The organism is Hyphococcus aureus, assembly GCF_042643165.1.
Taxonomy (GTDB): Bacteria; Pseudomonadota; Alphaproteobacteria; order Caulobacterales; family Parvularculaceae; genus Hyphococcus; species Hyphococcus aureus.
This window is the reverse complement of record NZ_JBHRSH010000001.1, coordinates 1,501,936-1,519,544: the sequence shown is the minus strand read 5'-3', so window position 1 is coordinate 1,519,544 and position 17,609 is coordinate 1,501,936. Positions and strand designations below refer to the sequence as shown.

Sequence of the window (17,609 nt, the reverse complement as noted above, 5' to 3'; positions counted from 1 at the left end):
GGCCCCCTGAAATTTGTTCGCCTTCGGACCGTGCTTGCGAAGCTTATCGCCCGCATCGTCCCTATTTTTAACCCTTACGCATTTTAAATAACGGAAAATCGTCTTTGGTTCCCCGCATATGCTTTAACGCCCCACCATCTGGCTCGGATCGAAATTGAAGCGGAACTCTTTCCAGCTCTCATAACGCTCCGCCGGCAGAAAATCATAAGGCGCGCATTTGACGACGGCGCTCATGGCCTCGCGCTGCGCCACACGCCAGAACTGGTTGCCGGATAGATTGATTTGCAGTTCGTTCGCCACCCTTGGCTGTGACGACAGGCTGCCGTCGCGATTGAGCTCAAACTCGATGACAACAATCAACTTTTCCGGCTCCGGCGCGCCGATGATCGTGCCCGCATTCCAGCAGCGCTGGACGGCGGCGCGCATTTTCGCCTCATCGCTCGCGGTCAGCCGGTCGCCGGCTCCGATGGCCGCGCGCGCCTTGTCAGCGGTTTCCGTCGTCTGCGACGGGGCCTGGCTGGACGACTGGTTCCGCTTCTCCGGGTCCAAATCCTTCAGGGCATTTTCAAGCTCAGACATGAGATCAGGTTCCGGCTTTTTCGGCTCGGGCTTTTTCACCGGCGGTTTCGGCGTTTCTTTCGGCGGCTCGGGCTTTGGCTCCGGTTTCGGCTCTGGCTTCACCGGCTCTGGTTCCGGTTCTTCCACGACGGGCTCTGGTTCAGGCTCCGCCTCGACAACGGGCTCAGGCTCCGCCGCAGGCGCCGGCTCCTCAACGACTGGCTCAGGCAGGTCCGGTTCCGGCGCCTCTTCAACCACCGGCTCCGGCGCGGCGGCGGGAACGCTCGTGGTCAGATCAAGCTCGGCTTCTGCGATAAGATCGAGCGGAATATAAGGCTCCGACGTCACATCGGGCAGCTTGATAAAATTGGGCGCGAGAAAGCCCACCGCGACAATGGCGAGGTGCAGGAAGACCGAAGCGAAGAGGCCAAAACGCATGGAACCCGGGCCTTCGTTACTAACGTCCGTACACGCCGTTATTGTTCCTGATCGGTCACGAGACCGATGCGACGGAACCCGGCGGCGTTGATGCGGCCCATGACGCGCACGACGTCGCCATAGGCGCGATTTTCGTCGCCGCGAATGAAAATGCGCTGGTCGTAGCCGGCGGTTGCAACCGCCTCGAGATGGGCCACGAGATTTTCGTATTCCACCGGCGTTTCCTGCACATAGATCGTGCCGTCTGCGGAGACCGTCACGGTCAGCGGCTCACCCTGATCCTGGATCGGATTGGCCGCCGTTTCCGGCAGGTCCACCGCGACGCCAACTGTCAGCAGGGGCGCGGCGACCATGAACACGATCAACAGCACCAGCATGACGTCGACCAGCGGGGTGACGTTGATTTCCGCCATGGGCCTTGTCCGCCCCGGCCGGTGGCGCCCGCCGCCTGAGTTGAGGTTGACGCCCATCAGCGCGCCCTCTCGTCAAGCTGGCGCGACAGGATGTTCGAGAATTCATCCGCAAAACTGGAAAGCCGCACGGCGAAGGAATTGAGCGCTGAAGAATAGCGGTTATAGCCGACAACCGCGGGGATCGCGGCGAGCAGACCCAGCGCCGTGGCGAACAAGGCTTCGGCGATGCCGGGCGCGACGACGGCGAGGTTGGTGTCTTTCGTCAGCGCAATCGCCTGAAACGCGTTCATGATGCCCCAGACGGTGCCGAGGAGGCCGACAAACGGCGCCGCCGACCCGACCGTCGCCAGGACGCCAAGGCTGCTTTCGGCTTTTTCAAGTTCGCGTGAAACGGAAACGCTGAGGATCTTGTCGATGCGCTCACGCGCGCCAATGACGAGCGCGTCGCTGCGGCCCGAGGCCGTCTTCGCCGTACTCCATTCCTCCATGGCGGCGGCGAAAACCCGCGCCATCGGGTGATCCTGCTTGTCGCGCATTTTGCGATAAAGCTCATCGAGAGGCTTGCCGGACCAGAACTGGTCTTCGAACTTGTTCGACTTCGACTTGATGCGGCTGAAGGTCAGCGACTTGTCGATGATCACCGCCCATGACCACACGGACGCGATGACGAGAATGCCCATCACCGTTTTCACGATCGGATCGGCGCGCAGGAACAAGCTCCAGAGGCTGAAATCGCCCCCCATCCCGGCTGCTGCAGCGCTCGCGACTTCTGTTTCCATTGTTCTGACTATCCCTCATGCGCCCCGCCTTCAGGGGGGCCGATACCGAAACTGTTCTTAACCCACGCCCGACCCTCCCACCGGCTGATGAGAAAAATAGGCGCAAGCATCCTTATCGCGCGTTTCACCCCGCGCGGGGCCCAACCATGGTTAACACCGAACGGGCTTCCGTTTAATCCCCTTATCACTGGAATTTGGGCGAATAGGAGGCCTCCGCGCGGTCCAAAGCGGCGATTTCCAAAGTTTAATGACGGTTAATGAAAGGTTTATGGCGTTTTCCCTGCCGCCGCCCGGTTTGCACAGGATATTTAAGTGCCGGCGTCTGACCGTTGAGATCGCTACTTCAGACCATCTACCCGCCAGCGCGCGGGGCGATAAAACGGCTGATGACGTCCGCTGGCAGACGCCGGGGACGGCCCGAAACAGACATGCAGGCGGCCTCCACATCGGCTCTGGCGAGGAGCGCATCCTCCCGCCAGATTTCCTGCGCCAGGATCATCCGCGCGCCTTTCGCCGAGACAAAACGGGTCCGGACCTCCAGCATGTCGTCGATCTTCGCCGGGATCAGCCATTCCGTCGTCATCTTGCGCACGGCGAAGGCGAGCGGCTCCTCCCGGGTTAAAAGCTCTGAGTGATGGACGCCGCAGGCGCGCAGCGCCTCGGTCCGGCCGCGTTCGAAGAACTTCAGATAGGCCGCATGATAGACAACGCCGGAAAAATCCGTGTCTTCATAATAAATCCGGATCGGCAGCCGATATATTGTTTCATCGCTCATTATTCATGTTCTGGCATTACTCCGGCTTGTCCCGCAAGGAAAACGCGCTGTAGGCAGACGACATGAAAATCATCGGCAATCCCGACTGGACCAATCCGGCCGTCAGACTGAAAAACGCTATCGTCGCGCCGGCGCGTCGCGCAGCGGCGCTCGCTGGTCGCTGGACGCCCTACGCCGCTGCCGAGCTTGAGACCCGTCAAACGCAAACCCTGACGCTCTCCGGCGACAAACCGGAACAGAAGCGGCTCGTTTACGCCGCGCCGCGCCCGGAAAGTGAAACCGTCCAGAACCTTCTGTATACGGCGGAAGGCATGGGCGTCGCGGACGGCCGCATTGTTGAGCGCTTTTCGATACGTGCGCCGTCCCTGCCGGAAATCCTGAAAACCCCAGCGGCGCCCGCGCGAAGGATTGCGCAAGGAACTGTCATTGAGGCCGAAACGCCCTACACCTATGGCGACTGGGTCGGTGACTTCATCTGCGCCCTTGTCTGCGCTGAAAAGATCGCCGAGCCGATGGTGATGCCCGCCTCGCTTGCGGGCAAGCCTTATGTGAAGCGCGATATCGCGGCGCTCGGCCTCACCATGGAAGTCGCCGAGGCGCCGGTGTTAATCGAACAGGCGACAGTCCTGAGGAAACGCATCCCGAGCTATTACTGGAGCGAGAAAGAAGTCAGCGCCTATCGCAAGGCGTTTGATTTAACGCCGCCGCCGGCGCGCGAAGGCTCCATCACCTATCTCGGCCGTTTCGGCACGGTGTCGGAATCGGTGCAGCGCGACTATCCCACGGAAGAAACCGCGGCGATTGTAAAATCCCTTGGCGGCGATGTGTTCGACACACACAATTCCTCACCCGAGGTTTTCAACGACATGGCCGCCAACATGGAAACGGTCATCGCCGATCAGGGTTCAGCGATATTCGGCGTGATGCATTGGCGCACGAAAAACCTGATCGAGCTGACCCGCCGCGACTGGTGGCATTCGGCGAACCTCTTCATCGCCAAAGGCGCGGGTGTTGAAAACTACGCCGTCATCGCTGTTGACGATTTGGATGAGGCGGCGTTGCGCGCGCGCATTGAAGAGCATCTCAAAGAGTTCGGCGTGATTTAACGCCCGCTCGAATAAATCAGAATATTGTCGAGAAGCGACCCGGCGCCGCTTTCGCTCAGGAAAAACAGTGAAGCGATACCGACCGTAAAGATCGTCCAGATCGCGCCGAAGATCACGATAAAGAGGATTGAACGGTTGACGCCATAGGAAAGCACCGCGCGGTCCGGTTTCGACGGATCGTATCGCACAGCGACCTGCGCGCCCAAGGGCAGGGCCTCATAAATCTCGTGATGAAACTGGCGGCCCGAACTCGCCGTGTAACCGAACGCAATCGCCTTGCCCGTGCGCTCGTAGCCGTCGGGATTATATTTATATTCGATCTTCGCTTCGTAGGTGTCGCCGTCGCTGTCGGAATTGACCTTGAAGTCCGACGCGATGATGTCGCCGGGCGTTGTCGGCCAGTGCGCCGCCTCTTGCGCGTAATAGTAAGACCGCCCGCCCCAGAACAGCATCGCCGCCCCGACCGCCAGAAACAGTCCGAAAAACAGCGTAATGAAAATCGATCCGCCCATGCGCGCCTCCCCGATTTTGCGGGGGAAAGGCTAGGCCGGAATGGTCACCAGAAAATGACGATTTAGGTCTATTTTTCGGGAAACAGATTCGCGCCGGTCTTCGGCGCCGTGAGCCCGATATGCGTCCAGGCGGTTGCGGAGAGAACACGGCCGCGCGGCGTGCGCTGGATCAGACCCTGTTGCAGGAGGAACGGTTCGATCACATCCTCAACAGCGTCGCGCGCCTCGGCCAATGCAGCCGCAATGGTTTCAACGCCCACGGGGCCGCCGCCGAAATGCTCCGCAATCAGACGAAGATAGCGCCGGTCGAGCGGGTCGAGACCGAGCTTGTCGATCTCCAGACGCTTCAGCGCCTTGTCGGCGACCTTCGCATCGATGAGCCCCGACCCTTCCACCGTCGCCACGTCGCGCACCCGGCGAAGGAGCCGCCCGGCGACACGGGGGGTGCCGCGTGCGCGCCGTGCAATCTCGCCGGCGCCGTCGGCTGACATCTCAGCGTTCAATAAGGACGCACCGCGCGAAACGATATGCGCCAAATCTTTTTCAGAATAAAAATCAAGGCGCACCGGAATGCCGAAACGGTCGAGCAGCGGCTTCGCAAGCAGCCCCGAGCGTGTCGTGGCGCCAATCAGGGTGAAGCGTGGCAGGTCGATGCGCACCGACCGCGCCGCCGGTCCTTCGCCAATGATCAGATCAAGGGCGTAATCCTCCATCGCGGGGTAAAGCACTTCCTCGACGGCGGGCGAGAGGCGGTGAATCTCGTCGATGAACAAAACATCGCCGGCTTCCAAATTAGTGAGGAGCGCCGCGAGATCGCCGGGCTTGGTGATCGCCGGGCCCGAGGTCGCGCGGAAGCTCACTTCCAGTTCATTGGCGACAATCTGCGCCAGCGTTGTCTTGCCGAGACCCGGCGGCCCGTGAAAGAGGACGTGGTCGAGCGCCTCGCCGCGCGCCTTCGCCGCCTGCACGAAAACGCGCAGATTGTCCTTGGCGCTCGGCTGACCCACAAAATCGTCGAGCTTTTTCGGGCGCAGCGCCGCGTCGGCGTCTTCGATTTTACGCTCGCCGTCGATCAGCCGGTCGTCATTGTAAGCAGGTTCAGCCATTATTGAGTCACCGTAACATTTGTCTCGGCAAGCGAAGTGGTGGCTTTCAGGAAAAGTAAAAAAATCCCGGCAGCCCAAAACAATAACCAAGAGAAAATAAGGCGCCGCTGCCTTTGAATGAAAGAGCGATGTTTCGCAACAACATCCACGGTATGATTTACTTCGAAATGCATCGGTAATGCCATCAATATTGCCAGCAGCGTCGCTATTGCCAATAGAGCAAGGGGGACAAAATCAACCAAAGTAGAAAAGTTCAGCTGCCCCCCTAGCTGACTTAGAAACGGAATTACTGCAAAGGCCCCGGCGGACGCGCCAAATAGAAATTTGGCAATTTCAAAATATCTGTCGCCAACCTTCGAGGCTTCGCTAGTGACCCACTCCTTGGTCGCATCAGCCATATCATCGGCGGTGACTATCTCGGCAGCACTATCGGTCATGGTCTAGGTTTCAACAGGAATGAGCCTGTCCCCTGAAATAGCGTTTTCCGCAATTGCTACATTGCAAGATATCAGCAGAGCTCACTCCGTCGTTGATACTTTTTCCAATATCGCGCTCATTCCGCTCTTCTTGTTCTTCTCTTTTCTTCTTTGGTTCAGGTTTTTGCTCACTCATATCAGTAGCTCCCTCGATTACGCCGCAGCCAGTTCTTTGAGCGCCGCCTTGATCAGCGCTTCGACGCCCGGCGCGTGGATGCCTTCCGCAGCTCTCGCAACGGCGCGGCGCGCCTCCACTCCGTCATAGCCGAGATTGGCGAGCGCCGACACGGCGTCCGCTTTTGCAGAAAGCGCAGGGTCGGACGGCGCGGCGGCGGCGACTTTCTTGCGCGCGGCCATGGTGATCACTTCGCCGGAAGCGCCGGCGAGCGCGCCCGCTTTTGACTGCAATTCGGTGACGATCCGCTGGGCGAGTTTCTTGCCGACCCCATGGGCGCGGCTGACCGCCGTCACGTCTTCGGCAGTCACCGCATCGTAAAGCTCGGACGGCGTTAAAACCTGCAACAGGCCGAGCGCGTGTTTTGCGCCGACCCCTTGCACGCTTTGCAACAGACGAAACGCCTGACGCTCATTCTCTGACGGAAAACCGAACAGCCGGATCAGATCTTCGCGCACCAATGTTTCAATGGAGAGCGTCGCTTCATCGCCGGGGATCAATCCCTGCAATACGCGCGGCGCGGCGTAGATTTCGTAGCCGACGCCATTGACGTCTATGATGGCGGTCTCTTCCGCCAGCGAAATCACAACGCCTTTCAACCTGCCGATCATTTACGACGCCTCCAACCTTCTGATGCCCGCATGATGCGCATGACAGATCGCGACGGCGAGCGCGTCCGCTTCGTCGCTCGCCAGCGTCCCGCATTTGGGAAGCAACACTTTCACCATGGCCGCAACCTGGTGTTTGTCCGCATGGCCCTTGCCCACGACAGATTTCTTCACCGAGTTCGCGGCGTATTCGGCGACTGATAAACCGGCGAGCCCCGGCGCCAGCAATGCGACGCCGCGCGCCTGACCGAGCACCAGCGCGTCGCGCGGATTGGCGTTGACGAAAGTCTCCTCCACCGCCGCCTCATCCGGCGCAAATTCCGCGATCAGCTCTCTCAGCCCTTCGAAAATCACGCTGAGCTTTTGCGCAGGCGCGCTCCCCCGCTTCGGACGGATGACGCCCGAGGCCACATAGGACAGCCGCGCGCCGGAACTCTCGACAACGCCCCAGCCGGTCGCGGCCGAGCCGGGATCGACGCCCAATATACGAATCACTGCGTTCATGGCCGGACCATAGGGCGGTTCCGGCGCAAAAGAAACAAAACGTGAATCAGTGTTTTCGCGCCAGCTCTTTGCGGAGCTTTTCCGCATCCCGTTTCAGGGCCGGATCGACCGAAGGGTCAGCGAGGAGATCATCCACCAGTAGCTTCGCGCTTTCCGGGTCTGCCTCCCGGCCATCGCCTTGCGTCAGCGCCACAGCATAGAGAAACCGCCCTTGCGGATCGCCGGCCTCGGCGGCGCGCTCAAACCAGTCAGCCGGATGCCCGGCGTCGTCTTCGCCCTCAAGCCTGGCGCCGCCATGGAGCAACAGCCCGAGACCGGTCATCGCCGGCGCGAAGTCAGCCTGCGCCGCCTGATACATGCGCGCGGCGGCCGCATCCAGATCAGGAGGGCCGAGACGCCCCGATTGCAGCATCAGGCTGAGATTATAGGCCGCGAGCGCATCGCCGCCATTGGCGCTTTTGGCGAACCATTCCGCCGCCTTGCGGTCATCGGCGGCGACGCCGTCGCCCGACAGAAAAGCAATGGCGAGATTGCGCTGCGCCTCCGCATCGCCCGCTTCGGCGGCGTCAGTGAAATAGTCAACGCCGCGCGTCTTGTCCTGTTCAACGCCATTGCCTTCCAGATACATAACGCCAAGGCGCAGCTTCGCGCGAGCGTGCCCCTGCCGCGCGGCGAGCCTGTACCAGCCGAACGCCGTTTGCGAACTCTGGCGCACACCCTCTCCCGCCAGCGCCATTTCGCCTAACGCAAATTGCGCATCCGGCTGACCGGCGGTTCCTGCGGCGACGTATAGATCGACCGCATGCTGAAGATCTTTCTCAACCCCGAGACCGTTTTCATAAAGATAGCCGAGAAGGTGCTGCGCCTCCGCATCGCCAGCCTCCGCAAGCGGACTGACAAGGACGAGCGCGCCGTCATAATCGCCAGCGAGAAGCAGGTCGAAAGCTTCCGGCACGGCCGGGTCCTGCGCCGCGGCGGGCGTCAAGCTGAGGCCCAGATTCAGGCAAGCAAGGAGAGTAAAAAAAACGCGCCTCATGACGCGTTTGTTAAGCCGCTTCGCCGCGCGAGGCCAGATCATCGGGCGTTCCTCGGGATCGTCTTATTGATCTCGTTTTTATGGTCGCGCCGATATTACGAAAAACCGGCAACCGCTTTTTCGCCCGGCGCCTTAGCTAGCAGCCGCCATGGCGAGATTGGCGCCTTCCATAAAGGCGGCGGCGAAGCACAGGGCGACGGTCGCGACAGAGGCGGTCACAAGAATCCAGCGCAGGCTCATATTGATGCTCCTCAGGGTTGTGCGAGGAACGGTGCAAAAAGGATGCCGGTTGTAGCGTAATTTCAAGGGTTAACGAGGCGTCAGGCGGCGGCGATCGCGGCGTTGAACGCCTTTACGGCTGCGGCGGGGCCGTCTTCGCAAGACCAGACCGCCCCAGAAACAGCAAGGAAATCAGCGCCCGCCCGGACCAGGTCTCCGCAATTTTCCGGCGTGATTCCGCCAATAGCGACGCAAGGCAGCGTCGTGGCGAAACTCCACCATTCGAGCAGCGCCGGATCAGCCACCGTGGGCGCCTCTTTGGTCCGGGTCGGGAAAAACGCCCCGAAAGCAACGTAATCCGCGCCAGCCTCGCCCGCGATCAGGGCCAGGTGTTTCGAATTGTGACAGGTGACGCCCACCGTGGCGTCCTCGCCGAGAAGCGCGCGCGCCTTTTTACAACTTGCATCGGACTGGCCCACATGAACGCCGTCCGCGCCGCATTTCAGCGCAAGGTCAGGCCGGTCATTGATGAGAAAAGCGACATCATGCGCGCGCGCCAACGGCAGGAGTTTTTCCGCCGCGCGAAGAATGTCGTCGTCACTCGCGGCAACACCCTCGGGCGATTTCAGGCGCAACTGAACACAGGCGACATCGCCAGCGCCAAGCGCGCCGGCGAACTCCTCAGCAAACGCATCAAGGTCTGCAATCGCTGGCGGCGTTATCAGATAAAGGCGGCAATCATGGGTCATGGCCGCGCTATATAGGAATGTTACAGCCTCTGGGAAGCCTTAACCCGCTTGCAGCGCCGCGCGCTCCCTCGCGGCGCGTTCCCGTTCGGCCTGGGTCTCCGCCACTTTCGGCTTCAGCAGCGTGCGCTTAATCTCGTCGGGAACCGCGTTGTAGATTTTCGGCTCGCCGATCTTCAGTCGCGCGCGCGCATCAGCGAGGGGCATCGCCAGCAATTCCTCAACGTCATGCGCCAGCACCCATTCGGCGGCGCTTGCATTGCGTCTGGCCTCGGCGAGCGCTTTTTGTATTTGCGCGGAAGGCTGTTCTAGTTTCTGCGCAAGAAAACCAATGGCGACGATCAACCGGAAACCGGGATTATAGGTCTGGTGGCGCGTGTAGACGAGATTGCAAAGCTCGCCCAAAGCGTCACGGCCATAACCCGTCAGCACATGCCAGAGATCGTGGCTCACCTGCAAATGCATGAACAGGCGCATATATTCGGAGAATTCCGGATAGGCTTCGTAATCGATATCGGCTTCTTCAGCTGCAGACCGCAGCCCTTCCGGCGTCAGATTCTCGCCTTCCATGAAAGCGAGATAGGCGCGCGCCACAGTTCCCTCAGGGTAAGCGCGCAAGGCTTCGCGATCGCCGAGTATGTCTTCAAGCTTCACCGGCTCGGTCACGACCTTACGCCCGTAAGGCGTATCCGTGAATTTGCGGAACATGCGCTTGGGGCTGTCGCCCGCCATCGCCTGAATAATTTCGAAAACCTGTCGCGTGTCCTCCTTGTTGGAGATCAGCTTCAGGACGGACGCGACCGCATGCAAAGGCCGGCGCGGCTCGGACGGCGGCAACGGAAAGCCGTTGATCCAGTCATATTTCTCGGGCGGAATTTCGATACGGGTTGGCGCGGCGTCAGCAGTCATGGGGCAGCCTGTTTTTTATAGCGTTACACTGACCAGTTTACCTGACCGCATCTTGCCCCAGCGGGCCCGGAATTCAAGAGCAAGGGGCAAAATTTCGCCGGTGGCGCTGAATTCAGGTCGCGAGCTTGAGCTTCTGCCGGTCGAAGACTTTGAGCACCTGCGCCAGATCGTGCCCACGCTTGAGGACGGCGCCGGTCATGGAAACGACGACCCAGGCGCCCTGTTTCTTCGCCAGCGCCGGGCGTTTTTCGATGCGATAAAGAGGCAGCTCAGACGCGCGCCGGAAGATCGAGAACACCGCCGCGTCCTGAAGGGAGTCGATGGCGTAGTCGCGCCATTCCCCGGCGGCGACGAAATAGCCATAAACAGAGAGGATGCGCGTCAGCTCGCCCCGGTTGAAGGCGACCGCTTCGGGCTGCCTTCTGCTCTGGTCCCTCGCCGGGATTGATGCGGGATTAGTGCGCATTGGGACAGAGCATCGCCCGACCGGCGCGTCGCCGCAACCCCTTAAAGCCCCTTCGCAAGCGCAACCAAGCGGGGAAAATCATCCTTAAAATCGCCTTAATTGGTCCCTCTCCGCGCCCCAATCCGCCGTCAATGTCACTCGGCCGGGCGGATGCGACGGGCCGGAGTTTCCGGTTTTAACCATCGCCCCCAGCCCCCGGGAGATTTGGCCCTCACTCCGTCCGGCAATTTCTTTTCTTCCTTGCGCTTATCTGTTTCCCTTGACCGTTGCGGCGGCGCGCGGGAAACCCCGCCGGGTCATGAGCGCCGTCCTCACCATCGCCCTCCCCGTCTTTGCGGTCATCGCCGCCGGCATATTCGCCGGCCGGGCGAAGCTGCTCAGCCTTTCGGAGTCCGACGCGCTCAATAAATTCGTGTTCCGGTTCGCGATGCCCTGCGCGCTGTTCGGCCTCACCGCCGGCGCCTCGCCGCCCGACGCCAAGGATCTCGCTGTCGGGCTGTCCTATGGCGCGGGCGCGCTCGCCTCCCTCACTTTCGGCTATGTCCTGTCGCAGCGATTATTCGGCGTCACCAAACAGGAAGCCGGCGCGCACGCCCTTTCCTCGACGCTCGGCAACGCCGTTTTTCTCGGCCTGCCGATTGCCCTGACGATTGACGGCTGGGCGCGGCCCTTCGTTTCCGCCATGCTGATCGAAGGCACGATCATCATCGCGATTTTGACCGCGTTGATTTCGCCGCGCAAAGAAGACGGCCACGCGATCGAGCGCGCCTTGAGCTTCATTCTCGGACCGCTCAAGAACCCGCTGATCATGGGCATGATTTTAGGCTTCATATATTCCGCCCTCGGAATACATTTTGAAGGACCGGTCAGAACCTTTTTCGATTTGCTCGGCCGCGCGGCGGGACCGACGGCGCTTTTCTCGCTTGGCGTTTTCCTTGCGACGCATCAGTTCCCGGCGTTTCAATCCGTCGCTGGGCGGGTCAGCCTGATCGCTTTCGGCAAAATGGCGCTGCTTCCCGCCGTCGCGCTCACCACTGCGCATTTCCTCGGCGTCAGCGATCCGGATTACTGGGGCGCGCTTGCGCTGTTCGTCGCCGTGCCGTCCGGCGTCGGCACCTTCGTGATGGCGAGCCAGTACCGCGTCTATATGAGCGAAAGCGCCGCCGCCGTCAGCTTCACGACGATCATTTCCATCTTTACGATTTCAGCGGTGCTGGTGGCGTTTGGTTGAGGCAAGATCCCACCGCTTTCACTGCGTCATAAGACGCGCTAGTCTCAACAAATGGGAAACCTAATAGAAATAGCGCGCTTCTATGATCCGGAAGAAGCCTATTGTGCGAAAAGCTTTCTCCTATCCAACGGCATTGATTCATTCATACAGAACGATCACTACCTGACCATGGCGCCATGGATGCGTATCGCGTTGCATGGTTATGGCTTACAGGTGATGGCGTCTTCTGAAGACAACGCTCGAACGCTTCTGAGAAATATTGGCGCAACGCCGCTGGAAATTGTGGAAGAGGATTTTGTTGAAGACCTTCCACGGAAGCGAAAAACGAACTGGCTTTGGCTGCCTGTCGCATTCTCGAGCGGCGTTCCTTTTCTCCCCAAACCGAGGGCGGGATGGTTTGGAGCGCTTCAGGGCGCAGCATTGCTCACGCTCTACATGCTAGTCTTGTACGTGCTCTTCGAATGGCTCTGGTGGTTTCGTTACCAGATGTAACTGCCTACCGCCGCGCCAACACCTTCTTCACCGCTTCCACAAGCTCATCGCGCTTGACGGAAAACTGCGCGGGCTGCCCCTCGCGCCATTCGGCGTTGTCCTCGATCTCTTTTGAAAGCTCGGCGCCAAGCACCAGATCCTTGATCTGAAGCTCGCCGTTTTCACGCTCGTCAGAGCCCTGAATGACCGCAACGGGCGCGGCGCGCTTGTCGGCGTATTTCAACTGTTTGCCGAAATTGGAGCCGCCGAGATAGACCTCGGCCCTGACGCCCGCCTTGCGCAGATCGCCGGCCATTTTCTGATATTCCGCCATCTGATCTTTTTCGAGGGCGAGGATCACCACCGGGCCGCGCTCGACCTCCGCCGCGTCTTTTTTCAGTTCCAGCGCTGCAAGCAGGCGCGACACGCCGACAGAGACGCCAACGGCCGGCACCTCTACGCCTTTGAAACGTTTGACGAGACCGTCATAACGCCCGCCGCCGCCAATGGAGCCCATCTGCACCGGGCGGCCTTTTGCGTCTGTGAGGCCGCTCGAAAATTCCGCTTCGAAAACGGGGCCAGTGTAATAATCGAGCCCGCGAATGACCGAGCAATCGAAGAGGATCGGGCGTTTTTCGAAATCGGGAATTGACGCCTTGATGCCCTGCAATTCCGCAACGCCCTCGGCGCCGCTGCTGGTCTCGCCAAGCAATTGCTCGATCACGCTGAGCGGATCGGCGTTTGAATTCTCCGGCCCCGACGTCAGGAACGCCAGCACGGTTTCAATTTTGGCGTCGTCGAGCTTGGCGCCGTCGGTGAAGTCGCCGCTCTCGTCCTTGCGGCCCGGCCCGAGCAACAGACCGACGCCTTCAGCGCCGAACTTGTCGAACTTGTCCATGGACCGCATGACGGTGAGGCGCGTTTCCACATCACCCTCATCGGCCAGCCCGATTTTTTCGAACAACCCGTCGACGATCTTGCGGTTGGAGACGCGAATGAAGAAATCCTCCGGCGCGATCCCCGCCGCCTCGATCACATCGGCGAACAGCGCGCAGATTTCAGCGTCCGCATAGGGCGCGGGCGCGCCGACCGTATCCACATCGCATTGGGTGAACTGACGGAACCGGCCCGGTCCCGGTTTCTCATTGCGCCAGACAGGCCCCATCTGATAGCGCCGGAACGGCTTTGGCAGCGCGTCGTAATTTTCCGCCACAAAACGCGCGAGCGGCGCTGTCAGATCGTAGCGCAGGCTCATCCACTGTTCGTCATCATCCTGAAGCGAAAAAACGCCCTGGTTCGGCCGGTCCACATCGGGCAGGAACTTGCCCAGCGCGTCCGTATATTCGAAGGCGGGCGTTTCCAGCGCGTCAAAGCCATGGGCCTCATAAACGGCGCTGATCCGGCCCAGCATCTCGCGCTCGGCGGCGATTTCCGCGCCCAGCCGGTCGCGAAAGCCGCGGGGGATGCGCGCCTTGGGGCGGAAGGTTTTCTGTTTCTTGTTCGATTTATCAGCCATGAAGCGCGGGATAGCCGATCCCGGGGCCCCTCGCAATGTGGCGCGCCACGATTGAGCCTCTGGCCGGTTCAGCCCATAATTTCTGCATTTCCGGGGAGAGAAAAATGAAGGCTTTCAAATTCGGCTGGGCGCTGGCGCCCTTTGCGCTGTTCGGCTGCGGCGGTCCTGTGCCCGCCGATATGTTCCTGACCATGAGCGTGTCGACGCAGGACGTCGCGGTCACCACCTCCATCAATGGCAAGGAAGACGAGTTTCTGTCTGGCGACAGCGGCTCCATGTCCGGCTCGCGCCCGATCAACAAGCTGGTCCGCGAGGGCGAGAACGAGAACGAGGCGATCTTTGTGCTGACGCCGGTCGCCAACACGGGCGATGACGCAGCGCCGACGTTTCTTGCAACGCTTGAGATCGCCATCAAGGGCGAGATCGTCGACACGCTGAACCCGGGCGAGCGGACACTGTTCAGCCGCGAGTTGAGCGCGGAAGAAGCCGCCGCCATCTCAGCCGGTGAAAGCGTGACCATCACCGAACATTTTACGGTGGACGGCGCGGCGCTGAAGGCGATGAAAAACGGCGAATAGGCAAGACAACGGCAGGCGCGCCATATGCGTGGCGCGTCGTTAAAGCCTTGTCAGACTGTACAGGCCCGTCACCGCCATCATGACAGCAAAAACGCCACGGATTATGCGCCCATGTTCAGGATTGCTCGTCACCCGCTTGAAAACGCCGCCAGCCAACAACCAGCCCGTATCAATTAGACAAACGAGAAAGAATGTGACGGCGGCGGTCGCAACAGCGGACAGAGCCGGATCGGAATAACGCAACCCAAACGAAGCGAAGATTGCTGCAAAAGCAGCATAAGCCTTCGGATTAATAATGTTTAGAATAAACCCGTCCGAAAAGTTAGGCGCTTTCGCTCGCTTTTCCGTTTCAGTTCCAACAGCGCCGCGATATACGCGCATCGCGAGATACAGAATATAAGCCGCAGCAATACACTGAAGCATGAGGCGCAAAGGCGGCGCCGCAGACAGCACGGCGGCCACGCCGAAAGATGAAAACAGCATTACAAGAGCAGCCGCAGCGAGGAGCCCAAAAAGAAAATAAACGCCGCGCCGCGGCCCATAGGCAGCGCCGACACCGGCAAGCGCCATAGGAGCCGGGCCCGGCGAGCCCAGAAGGACGGTAACCGCCAAGCAAAGAGTCAGGAGATCGGCCAACATCCGCGCCTAGTCCTGAGGCCAATCGATCGGGTCGACGCGTTCAATGATCACCGGCTCCACCGGCACTTCGGCTTCGAAATCACCGCCGGGACCGGTCTCGACCTCGCCGATGGCGTCGGCGACATCCATGCCGTCGACGACGCGGCCAAACACCGTGTAGCCATAGACAGGCAGCCCCTCGAACATCTTGTGATCGAGTTTCGGGTTGTCGCGCAGATTGATGAACCATTGCGCCGCCGCGCTGTCCGGGCTGTCGCTGCGCGCCATGGCGATGGTCCCGCGCACATTCTTCAATCCATTGTCTGCTTCATAGGGGATTGGATCGCGCGTTGGACGCTCGGTGAAAAAGCGCGAATAGCCGCCGCCCTGAATCACAAAGCCGCGCACCACGCGGTGAATGAGTGTGCGGTCGTAATGACCGCTTGAAGCGTATTCGAGAAAGTTCGGCACCGTCTTCGGCGCCTTGTCGGGATAAAGCTCAACGACAATGTCGCCCATGGAGGTTTTGATCCTCGCATGGGTCTCGCCTTCCGCATACGCGCCGCTGGTGAACAGCAGCATGAAGGCCAATAAGGCGATCAGTCTTTTCATCGCGCTCGCTCCCTTATTTTATCTTTGCGCGGGCGGCGTTTATCCGGTCAATAAGGCCGTTTGTTGACGCGTCATGGTCTTTCGCCACGGGCTTTTCTTCGCCGGCTTTGGCCAGTTCGGGAAGGATCGTCTTCGCCAGCACCTTGCCCAGCTCCACACCCCACTGGTCAAAGGAATTGACGCCCCAGATGACGCCCTGACAGAAAATCTTGTGCTCATAAAGCGCGATCAGCGCGCCGAGATGTTCCGGCGTGAGCTTGTCCATCAGGATCGAATTGGTCGGCCGCCCGCCGGGAAACACCTTATGGGGCGCGAGCTTGTCGATTTCCGGTGGGGCGAGGCCCTGCGCCTTCAATTCCTCGCGTGCTTCCTTTTCGGTCTTGCCGCGCATCAGGGCTTCGGTCTGTGCGAGGAAATTCGAAAGCAGCTTCTCGTGATGATCGCCGGTTTCCGACTGGCTGATCGCCGGAGCGATAAAATCAGCCGAGATAATATCCGTGCCCTGATGAAGAAGCTGATAGAAAGCGTGCTGGCCGTTGGTGCCGGGCTCACCGAAAATCACCGGCCCGGTGGCGCAGGAAACCGGCGCTCCGTCGGCTTCAACCCGCTTGCCATTCGATTCCATGTCAGCCTGTTGCAGATAGGCCGACAGGCGATGCAAATGCTGGTCATAGGGCAGAACCGCGTGGGACGCCGCGCCCTGGAAATTGCGATTCCATATTCCGGTAAGCGCCAGCATCACCGGCATGTTCTCGCGCAGCTCCGTGCTGCGGAAATGCTCATCCATGGCGTGCGCGCCGCGCAGGAGCTTTTCGAAAATATCGAAACCGACCTGCAGCGCGATGGACATGCCGATAGCAGACCACAATGAATAGCGCCCACCGACCCAGTCCCAGAATTCGAACATATTTTCCGGCGCGATGCCGAACGCCTTCACGGCGTAAGCGTTGGTCGACAGCGCAATGAAATGTTTGGCGATGTCGCTTTCGCCGCCGCCGTTTTTCAGGAACCAGTCTTTCGCCGTCTCGGCATTGGTCATGGTCTCCTGCGTAGTGAAGGTTTTTGATGCAACGATGAAGAGCGTTGTTTCCGGATCGCATTGCGCCAGCGTATCGGCGATGTGCTGGCCGTCTACATTGGAAACGAAAAAGGCGCGCCGCCCGTCAATCCAGTAGGGGCGTAAAGCCTCCGTCGCCATCAGGGGCCCGAGATCAGACCCGCCGATGCCGATATTGACGATGGTCGTCAGGGGCTTGTCCGTGAAGCCCTTGCGCCCGCCGCCATGGACGGCGTCACAGAAAATCTTCATTTTTTCGCGTTCAGCGCGGACTTGTCTGGAGACATTTTCGCCGCCCACATGATAATCGCGCATGGAAAAGTCACGCAGCGCCGGATGCAGCACCGCCCGGCCTTCGGTGACGTTGATTTCTTCGCCGGCGAACATGGCGTCGCGGGCTGCTTCGAGCTTTGCGGCCATGGCGAGCGCAATCAGATGATCGGCGACGTCTTCGGTGATTTTGTTTTTGGAGTAATCGAGAAACAGCCCCGCCGCTTCGACGGAATAACGCTCGAACCGGGCCGGGTCGTCTTCGAAGAGGGCGCGGAGCGAAACATCTTCAAGCGCATCGGCGTCTCGTCGGAGCGCCTCCCATTGGGGGGTAGTTGCAATGCCGGTCATGCCCTTGTCCCTGAAACCTTTGCGCGATCTTGAAACTGATACGGATTTTAAACGTCTTCCTCAACGCGTTTTAAGGAAA

The 17,609-nt window shown here is 60.1% G+C and carries 22 protein-coding genes; 4 read left to right on the top strand and 18 right to left on the bottom strand.

What is annotated here, in order from left to right:
• Positions 1-123 precede the first annotated feature (123 nt).
• The 4 genes from ACFOOP_RS07420 to ybgC all read right to left on the bottom strand — a co-directional run bounded on the left by ACFOOP_RS07420 (position 124) and on the right by ybgC (position 2,963).
• Entirely contained in the window at positions 124-996 is an 873-nt protein-coding gene (locus tag ACFOOP_RS07420; protein ID WP_379880260.1) for a hypothetical protein, read from the bottom strand.
• Between the two features lie 38 nt (positions 997-1,034).
• Positions 1,035-1,466 (bottom strand): protein TolR, encoded by a 432-nt coding sequence (tolR, locus tag ACFOOP_RS07415; RefSeq protein ID WP_379880259.1) that lies wholly within the window; start codon positions 1,464-1,466, stop codon positions 1,035-1,037.
• Entirely contained in the window at positions 1,466-2,188 is a 723-nt protein-coding gene (tolQ, locus tag ACFOOP_RS07410; protein WP_379880258.1) for a protein TolQ, read from the bottom strand. Before tolQ ends, tolR begins: the two co-directional genes overlap by 1 nt.
• 352 nt (positions 2,189-2,540) lie before the next feature.
• Positions 2,541-2,963, bottom strand: a complete 423-nt coding sequence (gene ybgC, locus ACFOOP_RS07405; protein ID WP_379880257.1) for a tol-pal system-associated acyl-CoA thioesterase — start codon at positions 2,961-2,963, stop codon at positions 2,541-2,543.
• 62 nt (positions 2,964-3,025) lie between these two features.
• On the opposite strand from ybgC, the gene ACFOOP_RS07400 reads away from it, so the two are divergent.
• Positions 3,026-4,069 (top strand): hypothetical protein, encoded by a 1,044-nt coding sequence (locus tag ACFOOP_RS07400; protein WP_379880256.1) that lies wholly within the window; start codon positions 3,026-3,028, stop codon positions 4,067-4,069.
• Here ACFOOP_RS07400 and ACFOOP_RS07395 read toward each other — a convergent pair.
• The 10 genes from ACFOOP_RS07395 to ACFOOP_RS07350 form a co-directional block, all read right to left on the bottom strand.
• Complete coding sequence (locus tag ACFOOP_RS07395; RefSeq protein ID WP_379880255.1) at positions 4,066-4,581, bottom strand: DUF3592 domain-containing protein; 516 nt, start codon at positions 4,579-4,581, stop codon at positions 4,066-4,068. The genes ACFOOP_RS07400 and ACFOOP_RS07395 overlap by 4 nt on opposite strands.
• 68 nt (positions 4,582-4,649) lie before the next feature.
• The gene (ruvB, locus tag ACFOOP_RS07390) at positions 4,650-5,687 is read right to left on the bottom strand and encodes a Holliday junction branch migration DNA helicase RuvB (RefSeq protein WP_379880254.1); all 1,038 of its coding nucleotides are present in this window, start codon (positions 5,685-5,687) and stop codon (positions 4,650-4,652) included.
• Positions 5,687-6,124, bottom strand: a complete 438-nt coding sequence (locus ACFOOP_RS07385) for a hypothetical protein (RefSeq protein ID WP_379880253.1) — start codon at positions 6,122-6,124, stop codon at positions 5,687-5,689. The genes ruvB and ACFOOP_RS07385 overlap by 1 nt, the downstream gene beginning before the upstream one ends.
• A 10-nt stretch (positions 6,125-6,134) precedes the next feature.
• Positions 6,135-6,299 (bottom strand): hypothetical protein, encoded by a 165-nt coding sequence (locus tag ACFOOP_RS07380; RefSeq protein ID WP_379880252.1) that lies wholly within the window; start codon positions 6,297-6,299, stop codon positions 6,135-6,137.
• 17 nt (positions 6,300-6,316) lie between these two features.
• Positions 6,317-6,949, bottom strand: coding sequence for a Holliday junction branch migration protein RuvA (gene ruvA, locus ACFOOP_RS07375; protein WP_379880251.1), 633 nt, complete (start codon positions 6,947-6,949; stop codon positions 6,317-6,319).
• Complete coding sequence (gene ruvC / locus ACFOOP_RS07370) at positions 6,950-7,450, bottom strand: crossover junction endodeoxyribonuclease RuvC (protein WP_379880250.1); 501 nt, start codon at positions 7,448-7,450, stop codon at positions 6,950-6,952.
• A 46-nt stretch (positions 7,451-7,496) separates the two neighbouring features.
• Positions 7,497-8,435: a tetratricopeptide repeat protein gene (locus ACFOOP_RS07365; protein WP_379880249.1), complete on the bottom strand. Its 939-nt coding sequence runs from the start codon at positions 8,433-8,435 to the stop codon at positions 7,497-7,499.
• 371 nt (positions 8,436-8,806) lie between these two features.
• Entirely contained in the window at positions 8,807-9,454 is a 648-nt protein-coding gene (thiE, locus tag ACFOOP_RS07360; protein WP_379880248.1) for a thiamine phosphate synthase, read from the bottom strand.
• Positions 9,455-9,493: 39 nt separating this feature from the next.
• A complete protein-coding gene (locus ACFOOP_RS07355; RefSeq protein ID WP_379880247.1) occupies positions 9,494-10,360 on the bottom strand; it encodes a Coq4 family protein in 867 nt (288 codons plus the stop codon).
• A gap of 112 nt (positions 10,361-10,472) precedes the next feature.
• Entirely contained in the window at positions 10,473-10,826 is a 354-nt protein-coding gene (locus ACFOOP_RS07350) for a DUF2794 domain-containing protein (protein WP_379880246.1), read from the bottom strand.
• Positions 10,827-11,124: 298 nt separating this feature from the next.
• Here ACFOOP_RS07350 and ACFOOP_RS07345 point away from each other — a divergent pair, with 298 nt between their 5' ends.
• Entirely contained in the window at positions 11,125-12,057 is a 933-nt protein-coding gene (locus ACFOOP_RS07345) for an AEC family transporter (protein ID WP_379880245.1), read from the top strand.
• 51 nt (positions 12,058-12,108) lie between these two features.
• Positions 12,109-12,549, top strand: a complete 441-nt coding sequence (locus tag ACFOOP_RS07340) for a putative signal transducing protein (RefSeq protein ID WP_379880244.1) — start codon at positions 12,109-12,111, stop codon at positions 12,547-12,549.
• A gap of 4 nt (positions 12,550-12,553) precedes the next feature.
• Here the strand turns inward: ACFOOP_RS07340 and hisS are convergent, their stop codons facing one another.
• Positions 12,554-14,044: a histidine--tRNA ligase gene (hisS, locus tag ACFOOP_RS07335; RefSeq protein ID WP_379880243.1), complete on the bottom strand. Its 1,491-nt coding sequence runs from the start codon at positions 14,042-14,044 to the stop codon at positions 12,554-12,556.
• 104 nt (positions 14,045-14,148) lie between these two features.
• Here hisS and ACFOOP_RS07330 point away from each other — a divergent pair, with 104 nt between their 5' ends.
• Positions 14,149-14,622, top strand: a complete 474-nt coding sequence (locus ACFOOP_RS07330) for a hypothetical protein (protein WP_379880242.1) — start codon at positions 14,149-14,151, stop codon at positions 14,620-14,622.
• A 39-nt stretch (positions 14,623-14,661) separates the two neighbouring features.
• On the opposite strand, the gene ACFOOP_RS07325 is transcribed toward ACFOOP_RS07330, so the two are convergent.
• From ACFOOP_RS07325 to pgi, 3 genes are read right to left on the bottom strand one after another with little or no spacing between them, the layout of a single operon-like run.
• Entirely contained in the window at positions 14,662-15,261 is a 600-nt protein-coding gene (locus tag ACFOOP_RS07325; RefSeq protein WP_379880241.1) for a LysE family translocator, read from the bottom strand.
• A gap of 6 nt (positions 15,262-15,267) precedes the next feature.
• The gene (locus tag ACFOOP_RS07320; RefSeq protein ID WP_379880240.1) at positions 15,268-15,852 is read right to left on the bottom strand and encodes a peptidylprolyl isomerase; all 585 of its coding nucleotides are present in this window, start codon (positions 15,850-15,852) and stop codon (positions 15,268-15,270) included.
• Between the two features lie 13 nt (positions 15,853-15,865).
• A complete protein-coding gene (gene pgi / locus ACFOOP_RS07315; protein ID WP_379880239.1) occupies positions 15,866-17,530 on the bottom strand; it encodes a glucose-6-phosphate isomerase in 1,665 nt (554 codons plus the stop codon).
• Positions 17,531-17,609 lie beyond the last annotated feature (79 nt).

Bases quoted from the DNA above. Each gene is read 5' to 3' on its own strand.
- ACFOOP_RS07320 (WP_379880240.1), bottom strand. From the start codon at position 15,852: ATGAAAAGACTGATCGCCTTATTGGCCTTCATGCTGCTGTTCACCAGC.
- tolQ (WP_379880258.1), bottom strand. From the start codon at position 2,188: ATGGAAACAGAAGTCGCGAGCGCTGCAGCAGCCGGGATGGGGGGCGAT.
- ACFOOP_RS07385 (WP_379880253.1), bottom strand. From the start codon at position 6,124: ATGACCGATAGTGCTGCCGAGATAGTCACCGCCGATGATATGGCTGAT.
- hisS (WP_379880243.1), bottom strand. From the start codon at position 14,044: ATGGCTGATAAATCGAACAAGAAACAGAAAACCTTCCGCCCCAAGGCG.
- ACFOOP_RS07325 (WP_379880241.1), bottom strand. From the start codon at position 15,261: ATGTTGGCCGATCTCCTGACTCTTTGCTTGGCGGTTACCGTCCTTCTG.
- ACFOOP_RS07330 (WP_379880242.1), top strand. From the start codon at position 14,149: ATGAAGGCTTTCAAATTCGGCTGGGCGCTGGCGCCCTTTGCGCTGTTC.
- pgi (WP_379880239.1), bottom strand. From the start codon at position 17,530: ATGACCGGCATTGCAACTACCCCCCAATGGGAGGCGCTCCGACGAGAC.
- ACFOOP_RS07345 (WP_379880245.1), top strand. From the start codon at position 11,125: ATGAGCGCCGTCCTCACCATCGCCCTCCCCGTCTTTGCGGTCATCGCC.
- ybgC (WP_379880257.1), bottom strand. From the start codon at position 2,963: ATGAGCGATGAAACAATATATCGGCTGCCGATCCGGATTTATTATGAA.
- ACFOOP_RS07395 (WP_379880255.1), bottom strand. From the start codon at position 4,581: ATGGGCGGATCGATTTTCATTACGCTGTTTTTCGGACTGTTTCTGGCG.
- ACFOOP_RS07340 (WP_379880244.1), top strand. From the start codon at position 12,109: ATGGGAAACCTAATAGAAATAGCGCGCTTCTATGATCCGGAAGAAGCC.
- ruvB (WP_379880254.1), bottom strand. From the start codon at position 5,687: ATGGCTGAACCTGCTTACAATGACGACCGGCTGATCGACGGCGAGCGT.
- tolR (WP_379880259.1), bottom strand. From the start codon at position 1,466: ATGGGCGTCAACCTCAACTCAGGCGGCGGGCGCCACCGGCCGGGGCGG.
- ruvA (WP_379880251.1), bottom strand. From the start codon at position 6,949: ATGATCGGCAGGTTGAAAGGCGTTGTGATTTCGCTGGCGGAAGAGACC.
- ACFOOP_RS07350 (WP_379880246.1), bottom strand. From the start codon at position 10,826: ATGCGCACTAATCCCGCATCAATCCCGGCGAGGGACCAGAGCAGAAGG.
- ACFOOP_RS07420 (WP_379880260.1), bottom strand. From the start codon at position 996: ATGCGTTTTGGCCTCTTCGCTTCGGTCTTCCTGCACCTCGCCATTGTC.
- ACFOOP_RS07400 (WP_379880256.1), top strand. From the start codon at position 3,026: ATGAAAATCATCGGCAATCCCGACTGGACCAATCCGGCCGTCAGACTG.
- thiE (WP_379880248.1), bottom strand. From the start codon at position 9,454: ATGACCCATGATTGCCGCCTTTATCTGATAACGCCGCCAGCGATTGCA.
- ACFOOP_RS07355 (WP_379880247.1), bottom strand. From the start codon at position 10,360: ATGACTGCTGACGCCGCGCCAACCCGTATCGAAATTCCGCCCGAGAAA.
- ACFOOP_RS07380 (WP_379880252.1), bottom strand. From the start codon at position 6,299: ATGAGTGAGCAAAAACCTGAACCAAAGAAGAAAAGAGAAGAACAAGAA.
- ruvC (WP_379880250.1), bottom strand. From the start codon at position 7,450: ATGAACGCAGTGATTCGTATATTGGGCGTCGATCCCGGCTCGGCCGCG.